The organism is Arthrobacter sp. StoSoilB22, assembly GCF_019977315.1.
Classification (GTDB): Bacteria; Actinomycetota; Actinomycetes; order Actinomycetales; family Micrococcaceae; genus Arthrobacter.
In genome coordinates, this window is record NZ_AP024652.1 from 4,124,098 (window position 1) to 4,142,569 (window position 18,472).

General features: G+C 62.3%; 20 protein-coding genes. 11 read left to right on the plus strand and 9 right to left on the minus strand.

Features of this window, described 5'->3' with window-relative positions; all coding sequences use genetic code 11:
* Window position 1: 1 nt before the first annotated feature.
* A complete protein-coding gene (locus LDN70_RS19075; protein ID WP_223941123.1) occupies window positions 2-1,393 on the minus strand; it encodes an MATE family efflux transporter in 1,392 nt (463 codons plus the stop codon).
* 320 nt (window positions 1,394-1,713) lie between these two features.
* Here LDN70_RS19075 and LDN70_RS19080 point away from each other — a divergent pair, with 320 nt between their 5' ends.
* The 3 genes from LDN70_RS19080 to LDN70_RS19090 all read left to right on the plus strand — a co-directional run bounded on the left by LDN70_RS19080 (window position 1,714) and on the right by LDN70_RS19090 (window position 3,817).
* Window positions 1,714-2,094 (plus strand): RNA-binding S4 domain-containing protein, encoded by a 381-nt coding sequence (locus tag LDN70_RS19080; RefSeq protein WP_026267468.1) that lies wholly within the window; start codon window positions 1,714-1,716, stop codon window positions 2,092-2,094.
* A gap of 110 nt (window positions 2,095-2,204) precedes the next feature.
* Window positions 2,205-2,873 carry a DUF6318 family protein gene (locus tag LDN70_RS19085; protein ID WP_223941124.1) on the plus strand — a complete coding sequence of 223 codons (669 nt, stop codon included), beginning with the start codon at window positions 2,205-2,207 and terminating at the stop codon, window positions 2,871-2,873.
* 161 nt (window positions 2,874-3,034) lie between these two features.
* Entirely contained in the window at window positions 3,035-3,817 is a 783-nt protein-coding gene (locus tag LDN70_RS19090; protein ID WP_223941125.1) for a PKD domain-containing protein, read from the plus strand.
* Window positions 3,818-3,944: 127 nt separating this feature from the next.
* On the opposite strand, the gene LDN70_RS19095 is transcribed toward LDN70_RS19090, so the two are convergent.
* From LDN70_RS19095 to LDN70_RS19105, 3 genes are all read right to left on the minus strand, one after another.
* Window positions 3,945-4,436: a DUF3817 domain-containing protein gene (locus LDN70_RS19095; protein ID WP_223941126.1), complete on the minus strand. Its 492-nt coding sequence runs from the start codon at window positions 4,434-4,436 to the stop codon at window positions 3,945-3,947.
* A 56-nt stretch (window positions 4,437-4,492) separates the two neighbouring features.
* Complete coding sequence (locus LDN70_RS19100; RefSeq protein ID WP_223941127.1) at window positions 4,493-5,101, minus strand: hypothetical protein; 609 nt, start codon at window positions 5,099-5,101, stop codon at window positions 4,493-4,495.
* A gap of 93 nt (window positions 5,102-5,194) precedes the next feature.
* Window positions 5,195-5,701 (minus strand): hypothetical protein, encoded by a 507-nt coding sequence (locus LDN70_RS19105; RefSeq protein WP_142937652.1) that lies wholly within the window; start codon window positions 5,699-5,701, stop codon window positions 5,195-5,197.
* Between the two features lie 172 nt (window positions 5,702-5,873).
* Here LDN70_RS19105 and LDN70_RS19110 point away from each other — a divergent pair, with 172 nt between their 5' ends.
* The 6 genes from LDN70_RS19110 to LDN70_RS19135 all read left to right on the plus strand — a co-directional run bounded on the left by LDN70_RS19110 (window position 5,874) and on the right by LDN70_RS19135 (window position 11,861).
* A complete protein-coding gene (locus tag LDN70_RS19110; RefSeq protein ID WP_223941128.1) occupies window positions 5,874-6,098 on the plus strand; it encodes a helix-turn-helix domain-containing protein in 225 nt (74 codons plus the stop codon).
* Between the two features lie 129 nt (window positions 6,099-6,227).
* Window positions 6,228-6,947: a FadR/GntR family transcriptional regulator gene (locus LDN70_RS19115; RefSeq protein ID WP_142937651.1), complete on the plus strand. Its 720-nt coding sequence runs from the start codon at window positions 6,228-6,230 to the stop codon at window positions 6,945-6,947.
* Complete coding sequence (locus LDN70_RS19120; RefSeq protein WP_374207001.1) at window positions 6,944-7,972, plus strand: asparaginase; 1,029 nt, start codon at window positions 6,944-6,946, stop codon at window positions 7,970-7,972. The genes LDN70_RS19115 and LDN70_RS19120 overlap by 4 nt, the downstream gene beginning before the upstream one ends.
* A gap of 13 nt (window positions 7,973-7,985) precedes the next feature.
* Window positions 7,986-9,401: an aspartate ammonia-lyase gene (aspA, locus tag LDN70_RS19125; protein ID WP_142937650.1), complete on the plus strand. Its 1,416-nt coding sequence runs from the start codon at window positions 7,986-7,988 to the stop codon at window positions 9,399-9,401.
* Between the two features lie 138 nt (window positions 9,402-9,539).
* The gene (locus LDN70_RS19130) at window positions 9,540-11,048 is read left to right on the plus strand and encodes an amino acid permease (RefSeq protein ID WP_142937649.1); all 1,509 of its coding nucleotides are present in this window, start codon (window positions 9,540-9,542) and stop codon (window positions 11,046-11,048) included.
* 141 nt (window positions 11,049-11,189) lie between these two features.
* On the plus strand, window positions 11,190-11,861 hold the full coding sequence (locus tag LDN70_RS19135; protein WP_142937648.1) for a FadR/GntR family transcriptional regulator: 672 nt from the start codon (window positions 11,190-11,192) through the stop codon (window positions 11,859-11,861).
* Here the strand turns inward: LDN70_RS19135 and LDN70_RS19140 are convergent.
* Genes LDN70_RS19140 through LDN70_RS19160 form a run of 5 tightly spaced genes read right to left on the minus strand, consistent with a single transcriptional unit; the run spans window position 11,858 to window position 16,580 of the window.
* Window positions 11,858-12,727 (minus strand): amidohydrolase family protein, encoded by an 870-nt coding sequence (locus LDN70_RS19140; RefSeq protein ID WP_223941129.1) that lies wholly within the window; start codon window positions 12,725-12,727, stop codon window positions 11,858-11,860. The genes LDN70_RS19135 and LDN70_RS19140 overlap by 4 nt on opposite strands.
* Entirely contained in the window at window positions 12,724-13,668 is a 945-nt protein-coding gene (locus tag LDN70_RS19145; RefSeq protein ID WP_223941130.1) for an aldo/keto reductase, read from the minus strand. Before LDN70_RS19145 ends, LDN70_RS19140 begins: the two co-directional genes overlap by 4 nt.
* Window positions 13,665-13,979, minus strand: a complete 315-nt coding sequence (locus LDN70_RS19150) for an L-rhamnose mutarotase (RefSeq protein ID WP_223941131.1) — start codon at window positions 13,977-13,979, stop codon at window positions 13,665-13,667. The genes LDN70_RS19145 and LDN70_RS19150 overlap by 4 nt, the downstream gene beginning before the upstream one ends.
* Complete coding sequence (locus LDN70_RS19155) at window positions 13,972-15,279, minus strand: alpha-L-fucosidase (RefSeq protein WP_142937644.1); 1,308 nt, start codon at window positions 15,277-15,279, stop codon at window positions 13,972-13,974. The genes LDN70_RS19150 and LDN70_RS19155 overlap by 8 nt, the downstream gene beginning before the upstream one ends.
* Window positions 15,276-16,580, minus strand: a complete 1,305-nt coding sequence (locus LDN70_RS19160) for an L-fuconate dehydratase (protein WP_223941132.1) — start codon at window positions 16,578-16,580, stop codon at window positions 15,276-15,278. Before LDN70_RS19160 ends, LDN70_RS19155 begins: the two co-directional genes overlap by 4 nt.
* Before the next feature lie 142 nt (window positions 16,581-16,722).
* Between LDN70_RS19160 and LDN70_RS19165 the strand changes: the two genes are divergently transcribed.
* Together LDN70_RS19165 and LDN70_RS19170 are read left to right on the plus strand one after the other, a co-directional pair.
* Window positions 16,723-17,631 carry a fumarylacetoacetate hydrolase family protein gene (locus LDN70_RS19165; RefSeq protein ID WP_223941133.1) on the plus strand — a complete coding sequence of 303 codons (909 nt, stop codon included), beginning with the start codon at window positions 16,723-16,725 and terminating at the stop codon, window positions 17,629-17,631.
* 4 nt (window positions 17,632-17,635) lie between these two features.
* Window positions 17,636-18,403 (plus strand): SDR family NAD(P)-dependent oxidoreductase, encoded by a 768-nt coding sequence (locus tag LDN70_RS19170; protein WP_223941134.1) that lies wholly within the window; start codon window positions 17,636-17,638, stop codon window positions 18,401-18,403.
* Window positions 18,404-18,472 lie beyond the last annotated feature (69 nt).

Here is an 18,472-nt window from a genome sequence, read left to right on the forward strand (position 1 = left end):
CTCAGAACCTCCCGATTATCCGATAGCCGAGCTGCCTTGTCCGCATGCTGTACCGCAGGGCAAGAAGAAGCGACGCCACGGCTGCGGAGGCAACGGCGACCATCGCCGATTCCCACATCAGGATCCCGATGATGGCAATCGGGATGGTTACCAGATACGTAACCACGGTTGATGGTAGGGAGAGCCACGATGCCCGCTGTTCCACCGTCAAGATCTCCCCGCACAAATTCTCCACGACATAGGCAGGCACTGCGAGGAGATAGGCAGCAGTCAGCATCCACACCAATCCAACGTCAATCTCATCGCCGCCAAAGACCCTGGCAAAGACGGGAACGGCCGCTGCCACACCGGCCGCCGCGATGAAACTGGGCCAGACAACATACTTACCCGAACGTTGCACCACAGCGTGGGCGTCCGGCTGGCTTCGGCCCCGGGAGTACCCAACAAAAACGCCAACAGCGCTGAGGGTCGCTTGCGGAACCCGGCAGTAGAGGGTCCAGATCCTCGTGGCCACCGCTGCCGCAGCAACGGTGGCCACGTCCAAACGGCTGATGAGCATGAAGGGCACCACGGCAGCGGCGTAGTTGTTCATTTGCCGCAACCCGACTCCAAGGCTTGTTACAAACATCTCGCGGGTCAGCAGGATGATCCGGGGTTGATCAGCCGCGGCTCCGCTTTCCCCGTGACCTCGGGAGAAATGCCGTGCGAGGACAACAACCCCGCAGGCAGCAGTGAAAACCTGAGCGATCACCGTAGCAATGGCTACAGCAATCACCGGGTTGGCTGCCAGCACATTCAGCGGACCGTAAACCAAGGCGGCATTGAACGCCGCATTCAACACGAACACGGTGGCAATGAGGACAATGGAAGCGCGTTGTCTCCCCACGATGCGGAGGGTGACCGAGACGGCGGCCAGAGCCAACGTGAAGGGAATGCCCATCATGCGTACGGTCAAGTAATCGGTGGCTATGGCAGCCACAGCAGGCTCGGAGCCTACAACGGCAAAGATCAGGGGAACAACCCGGGTGACCACCATCCCGGCTGCAGTCCAGACGGCAGCAACGATCAACAGCGCGGCAAATAATTTGGGCAATAACCTGCTGGCATCATTCCGCCCTTCGGCGCGAGCCAATTTCACAGCAAAAACATCGATGATTCCCGCGAAGAAGGCCATGAAGAGCGCCGTCACGAGATCGCCCAAACCTATGCCGGCCACCATGAGGGCACCGAAAGGGGCCACGAAGGCCAGGTCAATAGCTCCATTTCCGGCGCTCAGGAGATCGACTGCAAACATGGTCCCGGCCAGGGAGGCAAACGTCCGAGGAGATAGGACAGTGTGGGTAGCAGCGCTCGACGCCGCCGGGTCCTCCGTTGAACCGATTCGTTGTGACATCACGCTATTCCCGCGCGAGCAGGTCCTTTGCAGATTGAACTCGGGCACTGGGTCTCATCATTACGAATCACAAGCTAACACACATTATTCGCCCATTGACGATTCCCGAGGGTTTCCTAAATTTACTTTGATCGGAGTTCTTAGTGCATTGGAAATTGCGCCAGAATGACGCTTCGTGGGATTACGGCAGGAATACAGGAAATGCAGAATTGCTGCAAGTCACATTCATTGGGTCCGTTCCACACCGGCTCGCTCGGGCCCCTTTGACGCCTCGAAACTGGGTCTGCCGTGCACACACCCCGGTTATCGGCGACAATTCAATGATGAGCATCCCGTCCTCGTCCCCGGCCAACGTCCGAGTCGACGCCTGGCTGTGGGCGATCCGCGCGTACAAGACCCGTTCCGCTGCCACGGCTGCCTGCCGCGCAGGGCACATCCGGATCAACGGGAACCCGGTCAAGGCGTCGCAGAGCGTGATCATTGGAGACACCATTCGGGTCCGGGAGTCAGGCTGGGAACGCATCCTTGAGGTGCGGCGACTTATCGCCAAACGCGTCGGCGCCGAAGCCGCTTCCCACTGCTTCACCGACCACACTCCCCCGCGTCCCGTAGCCCCCAAGCTCGGCCTCCCCCAGCGCGACCGCGGCGCCGGCCGGCCCACCAAGAAGGACCGACGGGACATGGAGAAACTGCGAGGCTAGGCGGGCCCTCAGGGACGTTATCCACAGGCCGCGTTTTCTGACATGAATGGATGCCCGTCCCCGGCCTAGACTGACCGGCACACCGCCAAACAGCTGCTGGGGAGCCTGTCATGTCACGCCTTTCGTTTGCCACTTTTCCCTTTACTCACGTCCGAACGTGGGTCGTGGGACTCGCCGCTGTGGTGCTTTTGAGCGGTTGCCAGGGCGGCTCCGCACCAGGCGCCTCACCCTCAGGGAGCATCTCGACGACGGCGTCGCCCAGCTTGAGCGTTTCGGCTCCGGCGGCTTCGGCTACTGCGACGGCCTCCCCCGTATACAAGCCTGCAGACGCCCACGGAAAGGCGCAGAACGTGCCCGTTCCCGTGATGCCAGAGCTGGCGAAGGAGAACTCGAAGGCCGGGCTGGAAGCGTTCATTGGGTACTGGTTCCAGTTGCTTAGCTACGCGTACGAAACCGGCGACACAGCCAAGGCAAAAGAGTTGTCCAATGAAAGTTGCGTGCTTTGCACAGACCTCCTGTCCAACGTCGCAACAAACTACACGGAGGGCCGGTGGCTGGTCGGCGGAAAATATCAGACGCCTGTAATCGAAGTCCTTTGGGAGCCGTCGGCACCATCGCAACCTGCAAAGGTCCAAGTGCTGCAAGACCAGATCCTGTATATGAACCCGGATGGGTCTAATGGCAGGGAGCCGACGGCTGCAATAAATGATGCAGCGGCCTTCTTTGGCAAGTTCGCCAATGATTCTTGGTCTACAGCGGATCTCGGCGTGATTCGATGAGATCCATCTCTGCCCGTTTCGTGGCTGTCACCGTTCTACTTGTTTCGGCAACGCTTTCTTCGGCGCCTTCTTGGGCGGCGAACACACCAAGCCCGGGAACCGGCTTCACTGATCGCTCAATTGAGGTCGGCTCCAAGTTCATCATCGATCCAGTTACTGGCGTGCCATCCACAAACATGGGATCAGACGCCGCCGGGGAGGATCCATACCAATACAAGGCGGACTTCCGCTGCCGCGTTGGCGGTCCGGGCTCCCGCGAAATGGGCTGCCTAACTCTTGAATGCCCGCCTACTACATCCGGCGGCGAGAAGGGCTCGCCTGTTATTTGGTTGAAGGCTCCCAAGGGGATCACCAATCCGACCTTCACTGATTGGCAGCCAGTCGACGGCAAGCCCGCATGTTTGTATGACGCCGAGCCCGAAAATGTCATGGAAGATATCGCCGCCCGGATCCTTGCCGATTTCCGCCAACTACCCGTCAACCCCGGAAACCTCCAAGCCCAACCCTTCCCCCACACCCTCAAAGGCGGCCCCACCAACTTCTACACCACCACCAACGACCAAACCTTCGACCTCACCATCCTCGGCCAAACAGTCCACCTCACCGCCACACCCACCAACTACACCTACACCTTCGGCGACGGCACCACCCTCGGCCCCACACCAGCCGCCGGCTACTCCATCCCCGAAACCGAATGGCTCAACAACCAGACCCGCACCAGCCACATCTACACAGAAACCGGCAACTACCAAGCAGCAGTCACCACCAGCTTCACCGGAACCTACTCCGTCAACAACGGCCCACCACTACCCATCAACGGCACCCTGGACATCACCACACCCACCAAAACCATCCACGTCTGGAAAACAGAAAGAGCACTCGTCGCCGACACCTGCCAGGAAAACCCCAACTCCTGGGGCTGCCCCGGGGCAGTTTCCAAGTAAACGGACGACGCCGCGTACCACCCACGATTCAAAGTGGGTGGTTGCGGCCCAGGAATTCAGGGATCCTTCGCCTTAAGTGAAGAGAAGCATCAGTTCCTAAGAACTGATGCTTCTAGCCTGCCAAGCTCTAGGAGAACCAGGTACCTGGAGGACCCATGAACAGCAGGAAGCTAAAGACGGCCCCCACGGCGACGAGAGTAACAACTACGGCGAGAATCGGGTTCCGGAGAACCCAGGCCTGGGCTTTCTCAAATCCGCCTCGGGGTGCGTCGCCGCCAGCGGCCAAGCGCCAGCCGCCGTCGAGAAGGCCGCGACGATCCAGCGACTTCTCCGTTGGGATGGTGGCGTAGGGGATAACGGCTGAACCGATCGCGAGCAGACCCGTTCGGGTAGACCACTTTTGGTTGATCCACGTGAATGCCGCCGTCGCAGCGTAGCAAAGGAAAACGAAGCCGTGGATGCCTCCGGCAATGCTCACCCCAACCTCAGTGGTGCGCGTGACGTACTTAAGGAACAGCCCGATCAACAGCAACGTCCATGTCACGGCCTCGGCAAAAGCAACGGTACGGAACAAGGTGCGGGGCTGCATTGAAGTCCTCAGGTCGGAAACGGGAGACACGCGCTATTTTACCGGCTGTAGAACTGCCCCCACGTCACGGCATGGGCCTCGCAGCGTTACGGCAAAGGCAGCGCCTTCCGATTCCGGATCTGCGAGTCGCCCAACTCAATAGCCACGGGAGCTATCTCCACCTCCGGCTCGTGGCGTGAGCGGGCTTTGCCAACAGCGATGTGGGGCAACCACCGCGGCGACTTGTAACCAAGGGCGGGCGAGCTGAGGATGAAGTCGTCGATGTTGTCCAGGCCCAGGTCGTCGAAAAGTACGTGTAGCCCTTGCACCAAAAGTGCCTGATAGTCGTGCACTTCTTGAGGCACTTCGACTTCGAGCCCCATCAGACGGCCCCCGCCCAAAGGGATCAGTTTGTCCGACTTCCCCAGAAAGCCCTGCAATACCGGCAACTCCGTCAACCAACTGGCGATCTCCGGAAGCGTCTTCTCTGGAGCTGACAACCCTTTGGTCCAGGCAGCAATGTCGCGGCCCAGTTCATCCAGGATGCCAACATGGAGCAACGTCATATGCAGGCCCTGCGGTTTGCGGAGGGCCTCAACGAACCGGTTCAGCCCGTCGTAGTCCGACGCTCCTGCGCCCACCCGAAGGACAGGCACCTCAACTGTGATGCGAGGTCCATGCGGTTTGCCTGCAGCGGGATGATGACTGCCCGTCATGGTTGCCATTATGCGCCGTAAGGCCTGCGAGCGGGAGGCCGACGGCGGATCTCAAGTTCCGCCGTCGTGGTGCTGTTGGCGGGTGGCAGGGTTTCACTTCTTGGGGCGAGCCTGAACCAGGTTGGCGAACGGCAGGCGCCCATGAGCGGCCACGAAGCCTGCGTGGAAGGCGGCCTCGGCTGCATTGACCTCGGAAGCCGGGAGTTCCTTCCACGCGATGATCAGGTCCAAGGCGTCGCGGAGTTGCCAGATGAGCCGTGCGTCCCAAACGACGGTTGGCCGTCCACGGCCGTAGTCCAGAAACTCTTGGATCTGCTTGCGGAGCCCGCGATTACCTTGGCTCCCGGCGCTGGCTTTGCCGATGTAGAGCACAGAAGCGTCGGGCACCCATTCGGCTTCCAGTTCGTCACGCTTGAGATTGGGGTCTTTCTTCTTGAACGTGCCTGCAGTGCTCTTACCGAGGAATAAGGGCTCGAAGTCCGCGGGGCGGAGGATCACGAAAATGCCCGGGCCCTGCGGAATCCTCATAAGATCGAGTTCGTCGATCGGCCGGAAGCCGGTGAACCCGTTCTCGGTGAGGGACTTTTTGGTGAAGATCATGGTTCATTGTGTCAAGCCCACGTCATAACCTCTGCTGCCAGCCCGGCGTCCGTCAATTTGGACCAGGGCTTTTCAAGGAGGCAGAAGATGCACTGTCGCCATACGGCAACAAAAGCTAAAGTCGGCGTACGGCGACATCCTCCAAAGTTGCCGTACGGCGACAGGAGTGGAATTGCGTACGGTTCGAGAGGCTGGTCCGCTGGTGCGTGAGCTTCGCGACGAGCGTGGCTGGTCACAGAAGGAACTCGCCCGCCGGGCGAACGTGTCGCGAACCTTCGTGATCGATGTGGAGTCCGGCAAAGCCACCGTGGAGACATCGAAATTCATGGACGTCTTCCAAGCTCTGGGATTCGAAATTGCCATTCGCAACAGCGAGACGGGCAATGTCCGATGGTAAACGAACGCGCAGATAGAACGTATCCCACGTTGCCCCGAGGGGACGCCGGGGTCCACAAGAAAGTCCCCAAACCGTGAAGCGACTCTTTCAGCGTTGACACGCCCTTGTGACCCGTGCCATATTCAGAGCGTGAACCTGTCAGACAGCCGGACAGCCGGACAGCAAGGACCTCAGGGTGGGCATACGCCCATCTCACGCATCTCCGCAGCCGAGGCGGTCTTTGCGGCACTCCGCCGCGCCATTGAGGGCGGCCAGTTCGATATCGGCACCAAGCTGAGTTCCGAGGCAACGTTGGCAGGCCAGTACGGCGTGAGCCGCTCAGTCATCAGGGAAGCTTTGAGGTCCTGCAACACCTTGGGCCTCACGGTGACCAAGACCGGCAAGGGCACGTTCATTGTGGCCAACAAGGTTGCTAACGACCTTACCTTGGGTCAGTACAGTGCGCGGGATCTTAACGAAGCACGTCCTCACATCGAGATCCCGGCAGCGGGACTGGCGGCTCAAAGAAGGACCGAGGAAGAACTGGAACACCTCAAGGAAATCGTCCAGGAGATGCTCACCGAGAACGATCCCGAAGCGTGGGTGAACCTGGACGCCAGCTTCCATTCAGCCGTTGCCCGCGCCAGCGGGAACCGTGTGTTTGCCAGCGTCGTCTCGGACATTCGTGAAGCCCTGGCCCACCAGTCCGAAACCTTGAACCTCGTCGCAGACCGGCAACACCGCTCGGACGAGGAACACGTCGCAGTACTCAACGCAATCGAAGCCGGCGACTCCGAAGCCGCGAGCAACGCGATGGCCGCTCATCTGCAGGCCGTCAGCGTGGCACTGGACACGATCCTCAGCAAATGACACATCCGAAGGACACTATGCCCGCCCCTGCAGCACCGGCCCACCAGGCCGCGGCACTGAACATAAAGCCGCCCCACCACGTCCCGCTCGTAGAGGTAACACGTGACGGCTTGGTGGAGAGCATCCACTACGGCTCGTTGATCGCCCTCACAGCGGGCGGCAGCACCGCCGTCGAGGCTGGCGAGCCGGCCGCCCCCATGTACCCGCGTTCCAGCCTGAAGCCATTACAGGCTGTTGCCTTGCTCAAGGCCGGGTTGGACATCCCCCAGCACCTCTTGGCCCTTACGGCGGCCAGCCACTCCGGCGCGCAGATGCACCGCGACGGCGCCGTTGAGATCCTGAAGCTGCACGGCCTCACCGAGGCGGCCTTGGGTAACAGCCAGGACCTCCCCTTCGGTGTCCCTGAACGTGAAGAGTGGCTCCGCGCCGGCAACGGCCCCACCCAGCTCGCGCAGAACTGCTCCGGCAAGCACGCCTCCATGACCGCCGTCTGCGTCATCAACGGCTGGCCTGTGGAGGGCTACTTGCACCCCGGGCACCCCTTGCAGGTCCTGGTCCGCGACACCATCACAGAGCTCACTGGCGAAGAAGCCGCTGCGGTCAGCACGGACGGCTGTGGTACCCCGCTCTTCGCGCACTCGCTGCACGGCATGGCGCGCGCTTACGGCCGCCTCGCCGCTGCCGATGAAAGCACAGACGAGGGCAAGGTTGCCCACGCCATGCGCCGGTTCCCGGAGATGGTGGCTGGTGAGAGCCGTGACGTTACAGCCCTCATGCGGGCCGTTCCCGGCTTGCTCGCGAAGGATGGTTTTGAAGGCCTCCAGCTGGTTGGCCTCCCGGACGGCACCGGCGTCGCAGTGAAGATTTCCGACGGCGGCGATCGCGCCCGCATGCCCGTCACCGTCGAGGTTCTTCGCCGGTTGGGCGTCGACGGCGGCAGCCTGGACACGCTTCAAAGCCCCCCTGTGCTGGGCGGCGGCCTTCCGGTCGGCGAGCTCCGCGCAGCCCAAATTTTCAGCAACTAAACCAAGGACAGCTATGACCACCGTCGATCAGGCGATCCCCCTCCGTTCCGAACACGACCTTTTGGGCGACCGCAATGTCCCCGCGGATGCCTACTGGGGCGTGCACACCCTCCGCGCTATCGAGAACTTCCCCATCACCGGGCAACCCCTCTCCACCAACAAGCACCTGGTTAGGGGCCTGGCGGCCGTAAAGCAGGCAGCCGCACGCACCAACCATGAGCTTGGCCTGCTGGATGCCGAGAAGGCAGGCGCCATCGAGCAGGCATGCCAGGACATCCTTGACGGCATGCTGCACGAGCAGTTCATGGTGGACGTGATCCAGGGCGGTGCGGGAACCAGTTCCAACATGAACGCCAATGAGGTCATCGCCAACCGGGCGTTAGAGATCCTGGGCCACCCCAAGGGCGAGTACTCCAAGCTTCACCCCAATGACCACGTGAACCTGAGCCAGTCCACCAACGACGTTTACCCGACGGCCGTGAACCTCGCCACGATCTTCTCCGTGAAGGAACTCCTGGAGGCCCTCGAGGAACTCGAGTTGGCCTTCGCCGAGAAGGGCCGGGAGTTCCGGACCGTGGTGAAGATGGGTCGCACGCAGTTGCAGGACGCGGTTCCCATGACACTTGGCCAGGAGTTCGGCGGGTACGCCGTGACCATCGGCGAGGACCGGGCGCGCCTGGACGAATCCCACATGCTGATCCACGAGATCAACCTCGGTGCCACGGCAATCGGCACGGGGTTGAATGCCCCGGCCGGTTACGCGGATGCCGCGTGCCGCCATCTGGCCGACATCACTGGCCTTCCCCTCATTACTGCTGCTGACCTCATTGAGGCCACGCAGGACGTGGGTGCGTTCGTCCACCTGTCCGGCGTGCTGAAGCGCGTGGCCGTGAAACTCTCCAAGATTTGTAACGACCTCCGCTTGCTGTCTTCCGGACCGCGTGCGGGTTTGGGCGAGATCAACCTTCCGGCCGTGCAGTCCGGTTCGTCGATCATGCCCGGCAAGATCAATCCGGTGATCCCGGAAGTGGTCAGCCAGGTGGCGTATGAGGTCATCGGCAACGATGTCACAGTCACCATGGCCGCGGAGGCCGGCCAGCTCCAGCTGAACGCCTTCGAACCGATCATTGTGCACAGCCTGCACAAGAGCATCTCCCACCTGGAAGCAGCGTGCCGCACCCTTACGGCGCGCTGCGTCCGGGGCATCACTGCAAACACCGAACGGCTACGGCTTACCGTGGAGCAGTCGATCGGTCTCGTCACGGCATTGAACCCCCATATCGGCTACGCCTCCGCCACCGCTATCGCCCAGGAAGCGTTGGCAACGGGCAAGGGCGTTGCAGAACTCGTGTTGGAGCACGGTCTCCTGACCGCTGCCCAGCTGGAGGAACTGCTGAGCCCCGAGCGTCTGGCAAATCTCAGCAAATAGGCCGAAACTGGCCTGTAAGCGCTCCGACCAGCCGTCCCGCCCCATGAGGCATACCCCCACGAGGCTTTGTTCTGCGTGCCCGAATCCCTCTCCGGGCGCGCCCAGGACACCCCCAACAGGACACCCCTAAGGATTCCAATGACCAACCCCATCACGGACCACACGGTCCCGGCCCAAGCGCACGCCAGCGAGAAAGCCCTCCACCAGGAGGACTCCGGCTACCACAAGGACCTCAAGCCCCGCCAGATCCAGATGATCGCGATCGGCGGCGCGATCGGCACCGGGCTGTTCCTGGGTGCCGGCGGCCGACTCAACGCAGCTGGCCCTTCCCTTGTCATCGCGTACGCAATCTGTGGTTTCTTCGCTTTCCTGATCCTCCGCGCACTCGGTGAACTGGTTCTGCACCGCCCGTCGTCGGGTTCCTTCGTTTCCTACGCCCGTGAGTTCTACGGCGAGAAGGCCGCCTTCGTTTCAGGGTGGTTCTACTGGATCAACTGGGCCACCACCACCATCGTGGACATCACCGCCGCGGCGCTGTACATGAACTTCTTCGGAAAATACGTCGCCTGGATTGGCGCTGTTCCGCAATGGGCCTGGGCGCTGATTGCCCTGGTGGTAGTCCTTTGCCTCAACCTGGTGTCCGTGAAGGTCTTCGGCGAAATGGAGTTCTGGTTCGCGCTGATCAAGGTGGCAGCACTGGTGGCCTTCCTCCTGGTGGGCACCTACTTCGTCATCTTCGGCACACCCGTGGAAGGCCAGGAAGTCGGCTTCAGCCTCATCGCAGACAACGGCGGCGTCTTCCCCAACGGCGTCCTTCCCATGATCATCCTCATGCAGGGTGTGCTGTTCGCCTACGCATCGATTGAGCTTATCGGCACTGCAGCCGGCGAAACTGCCAACCCGGAAAAGATCATGCCCAAGGCCATCAACTCCGTGGTCATCCGCATCGCCCTCTTCTACGTTGGTTCCGTCATCCTCCTGGCCCTGTTGCTCCCGTTCACCGCATACGAGAAGGGCGTCAGCCCCTTCGTGACGTTCTTCGGCTCCATTGGTGTTGAGGGCGTGGACGTCATCATGAACCTCGTGGTGCTCACCGCGGCCTTGTCCTCACTGAACGCCGGGCTCTACTCCACGGGCCGCATCCTCCGCTCCATGTCCGTGGCCGGTTCGGCCCCGAAGTTCGCCCAGCGCATGAATAAGGCTGGCGTCCCGTACGGTGGCATCGCCATCACGGCCGGCGTTTCCCTGCTCGGCGTTCCTCTGAACTACCTGGTCCCGTCCGATGCTTTCGAGATCGTCCTCAACGTCGCATCCGTGGGCATCATCGTCACGTGGGCCACTATCGTCCTGTGCCAGATGCAGCTCAAACGATGGGCCGACAAGGGGTGGCTCAAGCGCCCGTCCTTCCGGATGTTTGGTGCCCCCTACACCGGCTGGTTGTCCTTGATCTTCCTGGCAGCTGTGCTGATCATGGTCTTCATCGAGTCCCCATTGACCATGCTGGTCACCGCGATTGCCTGCGGACTCATGGTCTGGGGCTGGTTCCTGTGCCGCAAGCAAATCCATGAGCTTGCCGCCACCCGCGACGGCTACACCGGCAGCGCCCCCGTCATCGCCAACCGCCCCCTGCCCGGCGGCGACAAGTAACAGGCAACTACCGCTAGTTCACGACGGCGGCACCCGGGTTCCGTACCAATCGGAACCCAGGTGCCGCCGTCGTACGTTAACGCACCCAACTGAGAAGGGGGCGGACACAGACATCCGATCATTCGTGGCTACTATTGGTCCATGGCTGTCACAGACGAGGCGATCAGCAAGATCAAAGACATGCTGATCCGCGGCGAACTCAAGGCCGGCGACCGACTCCCGCCGGAAAAAGAACTGAGCGAACGGCTCGGCCTTTCAAGGAGTTCATTGCGTGAGGCTGTGAAGGCCCTGGAGCTGATCCGTGTGCTGGATGTTCGCCGCGGCGATGGCACCTACGTGACAAGCCTCGACGCGAAGCTGCTCAACGAGGCCGTAGGGTTCGTCGTTGACCTGCACCAGGACCGGTCCATCCTGGAACTCTTTGAGGTCCGACGAATCCTGGAGCCCGCAACCGCACACCTGGCGGCCGCTAAAATCACGCCGGCCGAGCTGCAAGCCCTGCGAAGCACCATGGACGGCATCGACGAGAACACGGACGTCGAGGAACTCGTCGCGCATGACCTGCAATTTCACAGCATCATTACCGAGGCCGCGGGAAACGACTACCTCGGGAGCCTCTTGGAAGCACTGTCCAGCAGCACCGTGCGGGCCCGGATCTGGCGTGGACTGACGCAGGAAAAAGCTGTGGCGCACACCCTGGCGGAGCACCACGCAATTGCTGACGCCTTGGAACGCGGCGACGCTGAACTGGTGCGAGCCCTGGTCACCGTGCATATCAGCGGCGTAGAGAACTGGTTGCGGCAGGCGCTCTAATTGTCCGGCAAAGGGGTGACTGCCAAGCCGTAGGTCCGCACCGCCGTCTCCTCCAGCACAAGGTCCTGCTCCGAGGGACTCAAGGAAGACACCAGTTCCAGCAGGACATCCAGCGTCCGGCCGTACGGTGCACCCACAGTACTCACTGGCCAGTCACCGCCAATCATCAAACGCCCCGGCCCGAATGCCTCCAATGCTGTTTCAAACAGCGGCCGCAACGCATCCGCGGTGTAGTCGACTCCGGGCAAATGTAAGCCGGAAAGTTTGGCCACTGTGTTCGGCTCCCGTCCCAGCGCCAGGAAGTCTGCGCGCCATAGGTCCATGAGCGAAGGATCAGCCAGCGGCGGCTTACCCAAATGATCCAGCACAACGGTCAGTTCCGGCATCTCACGGGCGAGCCGAACCGCAGAACCCAGGTGCCGCGGAAAAGCATCGGGGATGTCCAAGGTGAGGCCGCGCCGCGCCACCAGCGCCAGCGACTCCCGAACAGGCGGAAGATCCAGGAAATCATCCCGGGGATCGTCATGCACCAGATGCCGCACTCCCCTGAAAACCGCTTGAGCCGTGAATCGGTGCAACTGCTCAGCGGCGTCAGCCGGCGCGTCCAACCTGATCCAGCCCACCACTCCGAACACCCAGGGATTCCTCGCGGCGACGGCCAACATGCTTTCGGTATCGGCAACGGAATCGTCGGCCTGCACCAGCACGGCTCCCCTGACTCCGGCAGCGTCCAACGTCTGGCGCGCCTCATCTTCGCCGAAGCTGCGGAAGAGTTCACCATGCTGCGGGCCCAGCCACGGATAGTGGCGCGCACCGCCGGTGACGAAGGTGTCCAGGGTCCACAAATGCAGGTGCGAATCAATCACCGCCCAACGCCCTCCAAAGCCTCCCACAGCTCCTCCGGCACGGTCGCCTCCATACGGGCAGCGTTGATGGAGACTTGTTCAGGAGAAGTCGCCCCGGCTGTCACGTTCACCACTGCCGGGTGCCGCAGCGGAAACTGGAGGGCCGCCGTCGGGAGTTCCACGCCGAAATCGCGGCAGACGGCCGCGAGCGCACGCGCCCGTTCCAGCACCTCCGTCGGGGCCTGGTCATAGTTGTAGTGTGCGTCTTCGGGGACGTCGGGCCGGGCCAGGAGCCCGGAGTTGTAGGCGCCAACGCTGACGACGCCGGTGCTGCGCTCGGCACAGCGTTCAAGCAGCGGGACGTCGGGCTGCTCAAGCAGCGTGTACCGTCCGGCGAGCATCAAAAGGTCCAGATCGGCGGCTTCGACGCATTCCTGGGCGGCCTCGGCGGAGTTGGTGCCCACGCCAATGGCCCGGACCAATCCCTCGGAGCGCAGCTTCTCCAGAGCAGGAAGGCCCTGTGAGATTCCGTCCTGGAGATCGTGGACATCGGGATCGTGGAGGTAGGCGATGTCCACCTGGTTCAAACCGAGCCGCTCCAGGGAGTCCTCGATGCTGCGCCGGATGCCCTTCTCGGAGAAGTCCCACACGCGTCGCATGGTGGCGGGGACGTCGAAGCCTTCGGAGTCCTGACCACCTGTGGGGTTGGGTTCCAGGAGCCGGCCTACTTTGGTGGAGATGATGAATTCCTCGCGGGGCTTGTCCCGGAGAACGGCGCCCAGTCTTTGCTCGGACAGGCCCAAGCCGTAGTGGGGCGCGGTATCGAAGTAGCGGATCCCGCTTTCCCAGGCTGCCAGGATGGTTGCGAGCGCTTCTCCGTCGGGGATGGCCCGGTAGAGGTTACCGATGCCCGCCCCGCCGAAGCCCAGTTTGCCCAGTTTTCGCAGATCGAGTGAGTTCATGGCAGTTCCCATACCCTTTGGATACCCGTATCCGCCCCGGAGTAATCGTCGTGGACCTCTAAGAGTTCAGCCATTCGGGCCTGCCATGGCACATTGGCCGGGTGGTGGGCGAGCGCATGCCGCATTTCTTGATAGTTGTCGACGTCCACTACGTGGAAGAGGTCGAGCCCGCTGCGCCAGATACGCCAGTTCCGCACTCCGGCTTCCTTGAGTGCCGCCACCAGCTCAGGGGGAATGTGCGAGTGGGCGTCAGCGTACGCCTCTTCCGTCCCTGGTTTGAGCCGTGTGTGGAGGGCGATGCTCTCAACCATTCACGGCCTCCGGCTCTGCAGCCGACGGTTTCAGGAAGAGTTCCACCACAGGTACGGCGACGTCCGGCCGCTGCACTGGCAGCTTGATGGTTAACGTCCCTGGCGGTTGGCCTCCCTGGGTCATGTTCATGGCCTGCTGTCCGGGGTTTACTTCTTTGAGGAACACCTCGGACGCGTCGTTCAGCAACTGCGCGTACTCGACCTTCCCGGCAAGGTCCGGGAGGTGGACGTACTCGAACGGCCAAGCGAACAGGTGGACGTAAAGCCTGTCACCGCGCTGCGTGTATCGCGTATCTGCCGGGGCCGTGAACTGCGAGGCCCCCGCCCCGTAGATGGCGCGCGAGTGCAGCTTCATCCAGCCGCCAATGCCTTCCAAGGATGCCAGGGCCCGAGGATCGAGGTTTCCCCTTCCGGTAGGGCCGACGTTGAGCAGCAAGTTGCCGCCCTTGGAAACACCGTCTACCAGCATGCGGATGAGCAGGTCCACGGATTTATAGTTCAGGTTGTCCCTGTCGTAGCCCCAGCTTCCGTTCAGTGTCTGGCATGCCTCCCAGGTGACCGGTTCGCCGTCGAGCATCATGGGGCCGGCGGGCTGGTACTGTTCCGGCGTGACGAAGTCTCCCGGGATTTCCAGCCGGTCGTTGACAATAATGCCGGGTTGCAGCTCCCGCACCATGGCGAGCAACGCCTCAGAATCCCAATCCTTTCGCCCCTTGCCGCCCCAGAATTCCTCTTCATGTCCACCTGTGTAGGAGAAGTCGAAGAACAGGTAGTCGATGGTTCCGTAGTTGCTCAGGAGCTCACGCACCTGACCGTGCAGGTACTCGCGGTAACGGGCCATGTCGCGTCCGGCGTTCAAGCTTTCGACGTCGGCAGCGTTGCGTTGCGGGTGTACCCCGTCAACGGTGAAGTCGGGGTGGTGCCAGTCAACGAGCGAGTGGTAGAAGCCGACCTTCAGCCCCTCGGCCTTGAGTGCTTCCACATACGGTGTGATCAGGTCACGGCCGGCGGGCGTGTTGGTGGCTTTGTAATCAGTCAAGGCTGAGTCCCACAGGCAGAAGCCGTCATGGTGCTTGGTGGTGAGGACCACGTACTTCATCCCCGCATTCCGGGCGGCGCGGGCCCATTCCCTGGGATCGTAGAGGTCCGGGTCGAAGCGTTGGAAATACTTCGAGTACTCCTCCACGGTGATTTCTTCCTGGTTCATCACCCACTCGTGCCGGGCAGGCAGGGCGTAGATGCCCCAGTGCACGAACATCCCAAAGCGTGCCTCTTCAAACCAAGGTGCGTGCTGAATCAACGGGATTCCTTCCAGATGGGGCCGTTCGGAAAACTGTAGGTGGCCAGTGTTTCACGGAGCATTTCGTTTCCTGCACCCGGCCCAGCGGGCGGCCAGTAGGCGCCGTCGTGGACCACCACGGGAGTGATGAAGTGTTCATGGAGGTGGTCCACGAACTCGATGGTCCTGTTCTCCCTGGTACCGGAGACAGCTACGAAGTCGAACATGGACAGGTGCTGCACGGCTTCGCAAAGGCCAACCCCGCCGGCGTGCGGACATACCGGCACACCGAACTTGGCAGCAAGAAGTAGTATCGCGATGTTCTCGTTCACGCCCGCTACCCTGGCGGCGTCAATCTGCAGGACTTGAAGTGAACCTGCCTGAAGCATCTGTTTGAACACCACGCGGTTCTGGACATGTTCACCGGTGGCGACGGGGATGGGCGTAACTCCACGGGAGATTGCAGCGTGGCCCAGGATGTCGTCCGGGCTGGTGGGCTCCTCAATCCAGGCGATGTCGTAGGGAGCGAGGTGGGCCATCCAGTCGATGGCTTCCTGGACGTCCCAGCGCTGGTTGGCGTCCACTGCGATCTTGATGTCGGGGCCCACAGCAGCGCGCGCAGTCCTCACGCGGCGGATGTCGTCCTCCAAGCAGGCGCCCACCTTCAACTTGATCTGGGCGAATCCGTCAGCCACGGCTTCCTTGGCCAGCCGCGTCAGTTTCTCGTCGCTGTAACCCAGCCAACCCGGCGTCGTGGTGTATGCGGGGTAACCCTCAGCGCGAAGTGCCGCTTTGCGGGCTTCGCGTCCGGGTTCGGCGGCGCGAAGTATGCTCAGGGCTTCGTCCGGAGTGAGCGCGTCCGTGAGGTACCGGAAGTCCACGAGCGCTACGAGTTCTTCGGGCGTCATACCTGCGAGCAACTCCCACAGGGGCAGACCTGCACGTTTGGCTTTCAGGTCCCACAGAGCATTGACCACCGCACCGATAGCCATGTGCATAACGCCCTTCTCCGGCCCCAGCCACCTGAGTTGGGAATCATGGGCCAACAGTTTCCAGGTGGCGCCCATGTCAGCGAGCAGTTCCTCAACGGACCGGCCGAGGATGTGCCCGCGGAGGGCATCAAGCGCCGCCGTTTCAACCTCGTTCCCGCGCCCAATCGTGAACACAAACCCGTGGCCCTCGTGCCCATCCCCGGCATCCGTGCGGATGATGAGGTACGCCGCTGAATAGTCCGGGTCCGGATTCATGGCATCGGAACCGTCCAGTTCCAAGGATGTTGGGAAGCGGACATCGAACGTTTCCACTGCGGTGATGGTGCTCATACGGCTCCTGAGGTGCGTTGCTCTATCTTTACCCGACACTAAACATCGGATGTATACCTTGTCAATGGGTCACATTTCCGTATTATGGGTAACAACACCACACTAGAGTTCGGATGTTAGTCCCGAACGCACGGAGGAAGCCATGACCTTGAAATTCGCCAGGCTGGGTACGGCCGGAAACGAACAACCGGCCGTCATCGCCCAGGACGCCGCCGGTGTTGAAAAGTACTTCAGCCTAACGGCCCTGACCCAAGACATCGACGGCGGTTTCCTCGCCTCGGACGGCATCGAACGCACCCGCGAAGCCCTGGAGAAAGGGGAACTTCCCCAGATCTCAGCGGAGGGCCTGCGCATCGGTGCACCCATTGCCCGCCCGGGCGCCGTCGTCGCCATCGGCCTCAATTACACTGCTCATGCTGCCGAATCCGGTGCTACGCCGCCCGAGGTTCCCGTAGTTTTCCTCAAGCCCACCAATACCATCGCCGGGCCGTTCGACGCCGCCCCCATCCCACCGTCGTCGGAAAAGTACGACTGGGAAGTGGAACTGGCAATCGTGATCGGCAAGGAAGCGTCATACCTTTCCTCCCTATCTGACGCCGAGGCATGCATCGCCGGCTACGCCGTGGCCAACGACCTCTCGGAGCGCGACTACCAAATCCCCGGCGCCGCAGGACAGTGGACCAAAGGCAAATCCCTTCCCGGCTCCACTCCCCTGGGCCCGTGGCTGGTTCCAGCCTCGGACATCGATGCCGGCAACCTCCGCCTGCAGACCCTGGTCAACGGTGAGGCCCGCCAGGATTCCAGTACCTCGGACATGATCTTCCACCCCGCAACGATCGTGCACCACCTCAGCCAGTACATGGTCCTGGAGCCGGGCGACGTGATCATCACGGGCACGCCGGAGGGTGTGGCACTGTCCGGCCGTTTCCCCTTCATCCAGCCCGGCGACGCGGTGGAACTGGAAATTGAAGGACTTGGACGCCAGCGCCAGGAGTATTTCCGTGCGCAGGCCGGCGCGCAGTCCGGTGCGACCGCCCACATCTACGCCTAACGCCGTGGCAACCTCGGTGGGCAACGACTTCGAAGGCCTCACAGCACTCGTAACCGGCGGCGCCTCGGGCATCGGGGCAGCCATCGCGGACCGCCTGGCGGCAGGGGGCGCGCAGGTGGCGGTCCTGGACCTGGCCCCCGAAACCAGCCCGCACTGTGGAGTGCAGTGCAACGTCGCCGACGACGGCTCGGTGCGTGCCGCCGTCGAGCGCGTTGTACAGCAGTTCGGCCGCCTGGACATCGTGATCAACAACGCCGGCATCGGCGCGCAAGGTGACATCTCGGCCAACGATGACGACGAATGGCTGCGAGTCCTTAACGTCAACGTGGTGGGCATAGCGCGCGTCAGCCGGGCAGCACTCCCGTACCTGCGCAAATCCCCGGCGGCTGCGATCGTGAACACCTGTTCCATCGCCGCGACGGCCGGACTCCCGCAGCGTGCCCTGTACTCGGCGTCGAAGGGCGCCGTCTTGGCGCTGACGCTCGCCATGGCCGCGGATCACGTTCGGGAGGGCATCCGCGTGAACTGCGTGAACCCCGGCACAGTAGACACCCCGTGGGTTGGCCGGTTGCTCGATTCAGCCGCTGACCCCGCCGGCGAGCGCGCCGCCCTCAATGCCCGCCAACCGCATGGCCGGATGGTGGACCCTGCTGAGGTGGCCGGTGCCGTCGCTTACCTGGCGAGCCCGCTGTCCGGATCGACGTCGGGAACCTCACTGGCGGTCGACGGCGGCATGCAGGGCCTGCGGCTGCGGCCGGTTCAGTCATCTTAGGTGGGAGGTACGACGCCGGAGCGAACGCGCGCGCCGACAGGCCGCCGTCGCGCGTTGCTTCGTAACGCA

Bases quoted from the DNA above. Each gene is read 5' to 3' on its own strand.
- LDN70_RS19120 (WP_374207001.1), top strand. From the start codon at position 6,944: ATGACACATCCGAAGGACACTATGCCCGCCCCTGCAGCACCGGCCCAC.
- LDN70_RS19080 (WP_026267468.1), top strand. From the start codon at position 1,714: ATGATGAGCATCCCGTCCTCGTCCCCGGCCAACGTCCGAGTCGACGCC.
- LDN70_RS19105 (WP_142937652.1), bottom strand. From the start codon at position 5,701: ATGATCTTCACCAAAAAGTCCCTCACCGAGAACGGGTTCACCGGCTTC.
- LDN70_RS19150 (WP_223941131.1), bottom strand. From the start codon at position 13,979: ATGGTTGAGAGCATCGCCCTCCACACACGGCTCAAACCAGGGACGGAA.
- LDN70_RS19085 (WP_223941124.1), top strand. From the start codon at position 2,205: ATGTCACGCCTTTCGTTTGCCACTTTTCCCTTTACTCACGTCCGAACG.
- LDN70_RS19135 (WP_142937648.1), top strand. From the start codon at position 11,190: ATGGCTGTCACAGACGAGGCGATCAGCAAGATCAAAGACATGCTGATC.
- LDN70_RS19075 (WP_223941123.1), bottom strand. From the start codon at position 1,393: ATGTCACAACGAATCGGTTCAACGGAGGACCCGGCGGCGTCGAGCGCT.
- LDN70_RS19160 (WP_223941132.1), bottom strand. From the start codon at position 16,580: ATGAGCACCATCACCGCAGTGGAAACGTTCGATGTCCGCTTCCCAACA.
- aspA (WP_142937650.1), top strand. From the start codon at position 7,986: ATGACCACCGTCGATCAGGCGATCCCCCTCCGTTCCGAACACGACCTT.
- LDN70_RS19145 (WP_223941130.1), bottom strand. From the start codon at position 13,668: ATGAACTCACTCGATCTGCGAAAACTGGGCAAACTGGGCTTCGGCGGG.
- LDN70_RS19100 (WP_223941127.1), bottom strand. From the start codon at position 5,101: ATGACGGGCAGTCATCATCCCGCTGCAGGCAAACCGCATGGACCTCGC.
- LDN70_RS19165 (WP_223941133.1), top strand. From the start codon at position 16,723: ATGACCTTGAAATTCGCCAGGCTGGGTACGGCCGGAAACGAACAACCG.
- LDN70_RS19130 (WP_142937649.1), top strand. From the start codon at position 9,540: ATGACCAACCCCATCACGGACCACACGGTCCCGGCCCAAGCGCACGCC.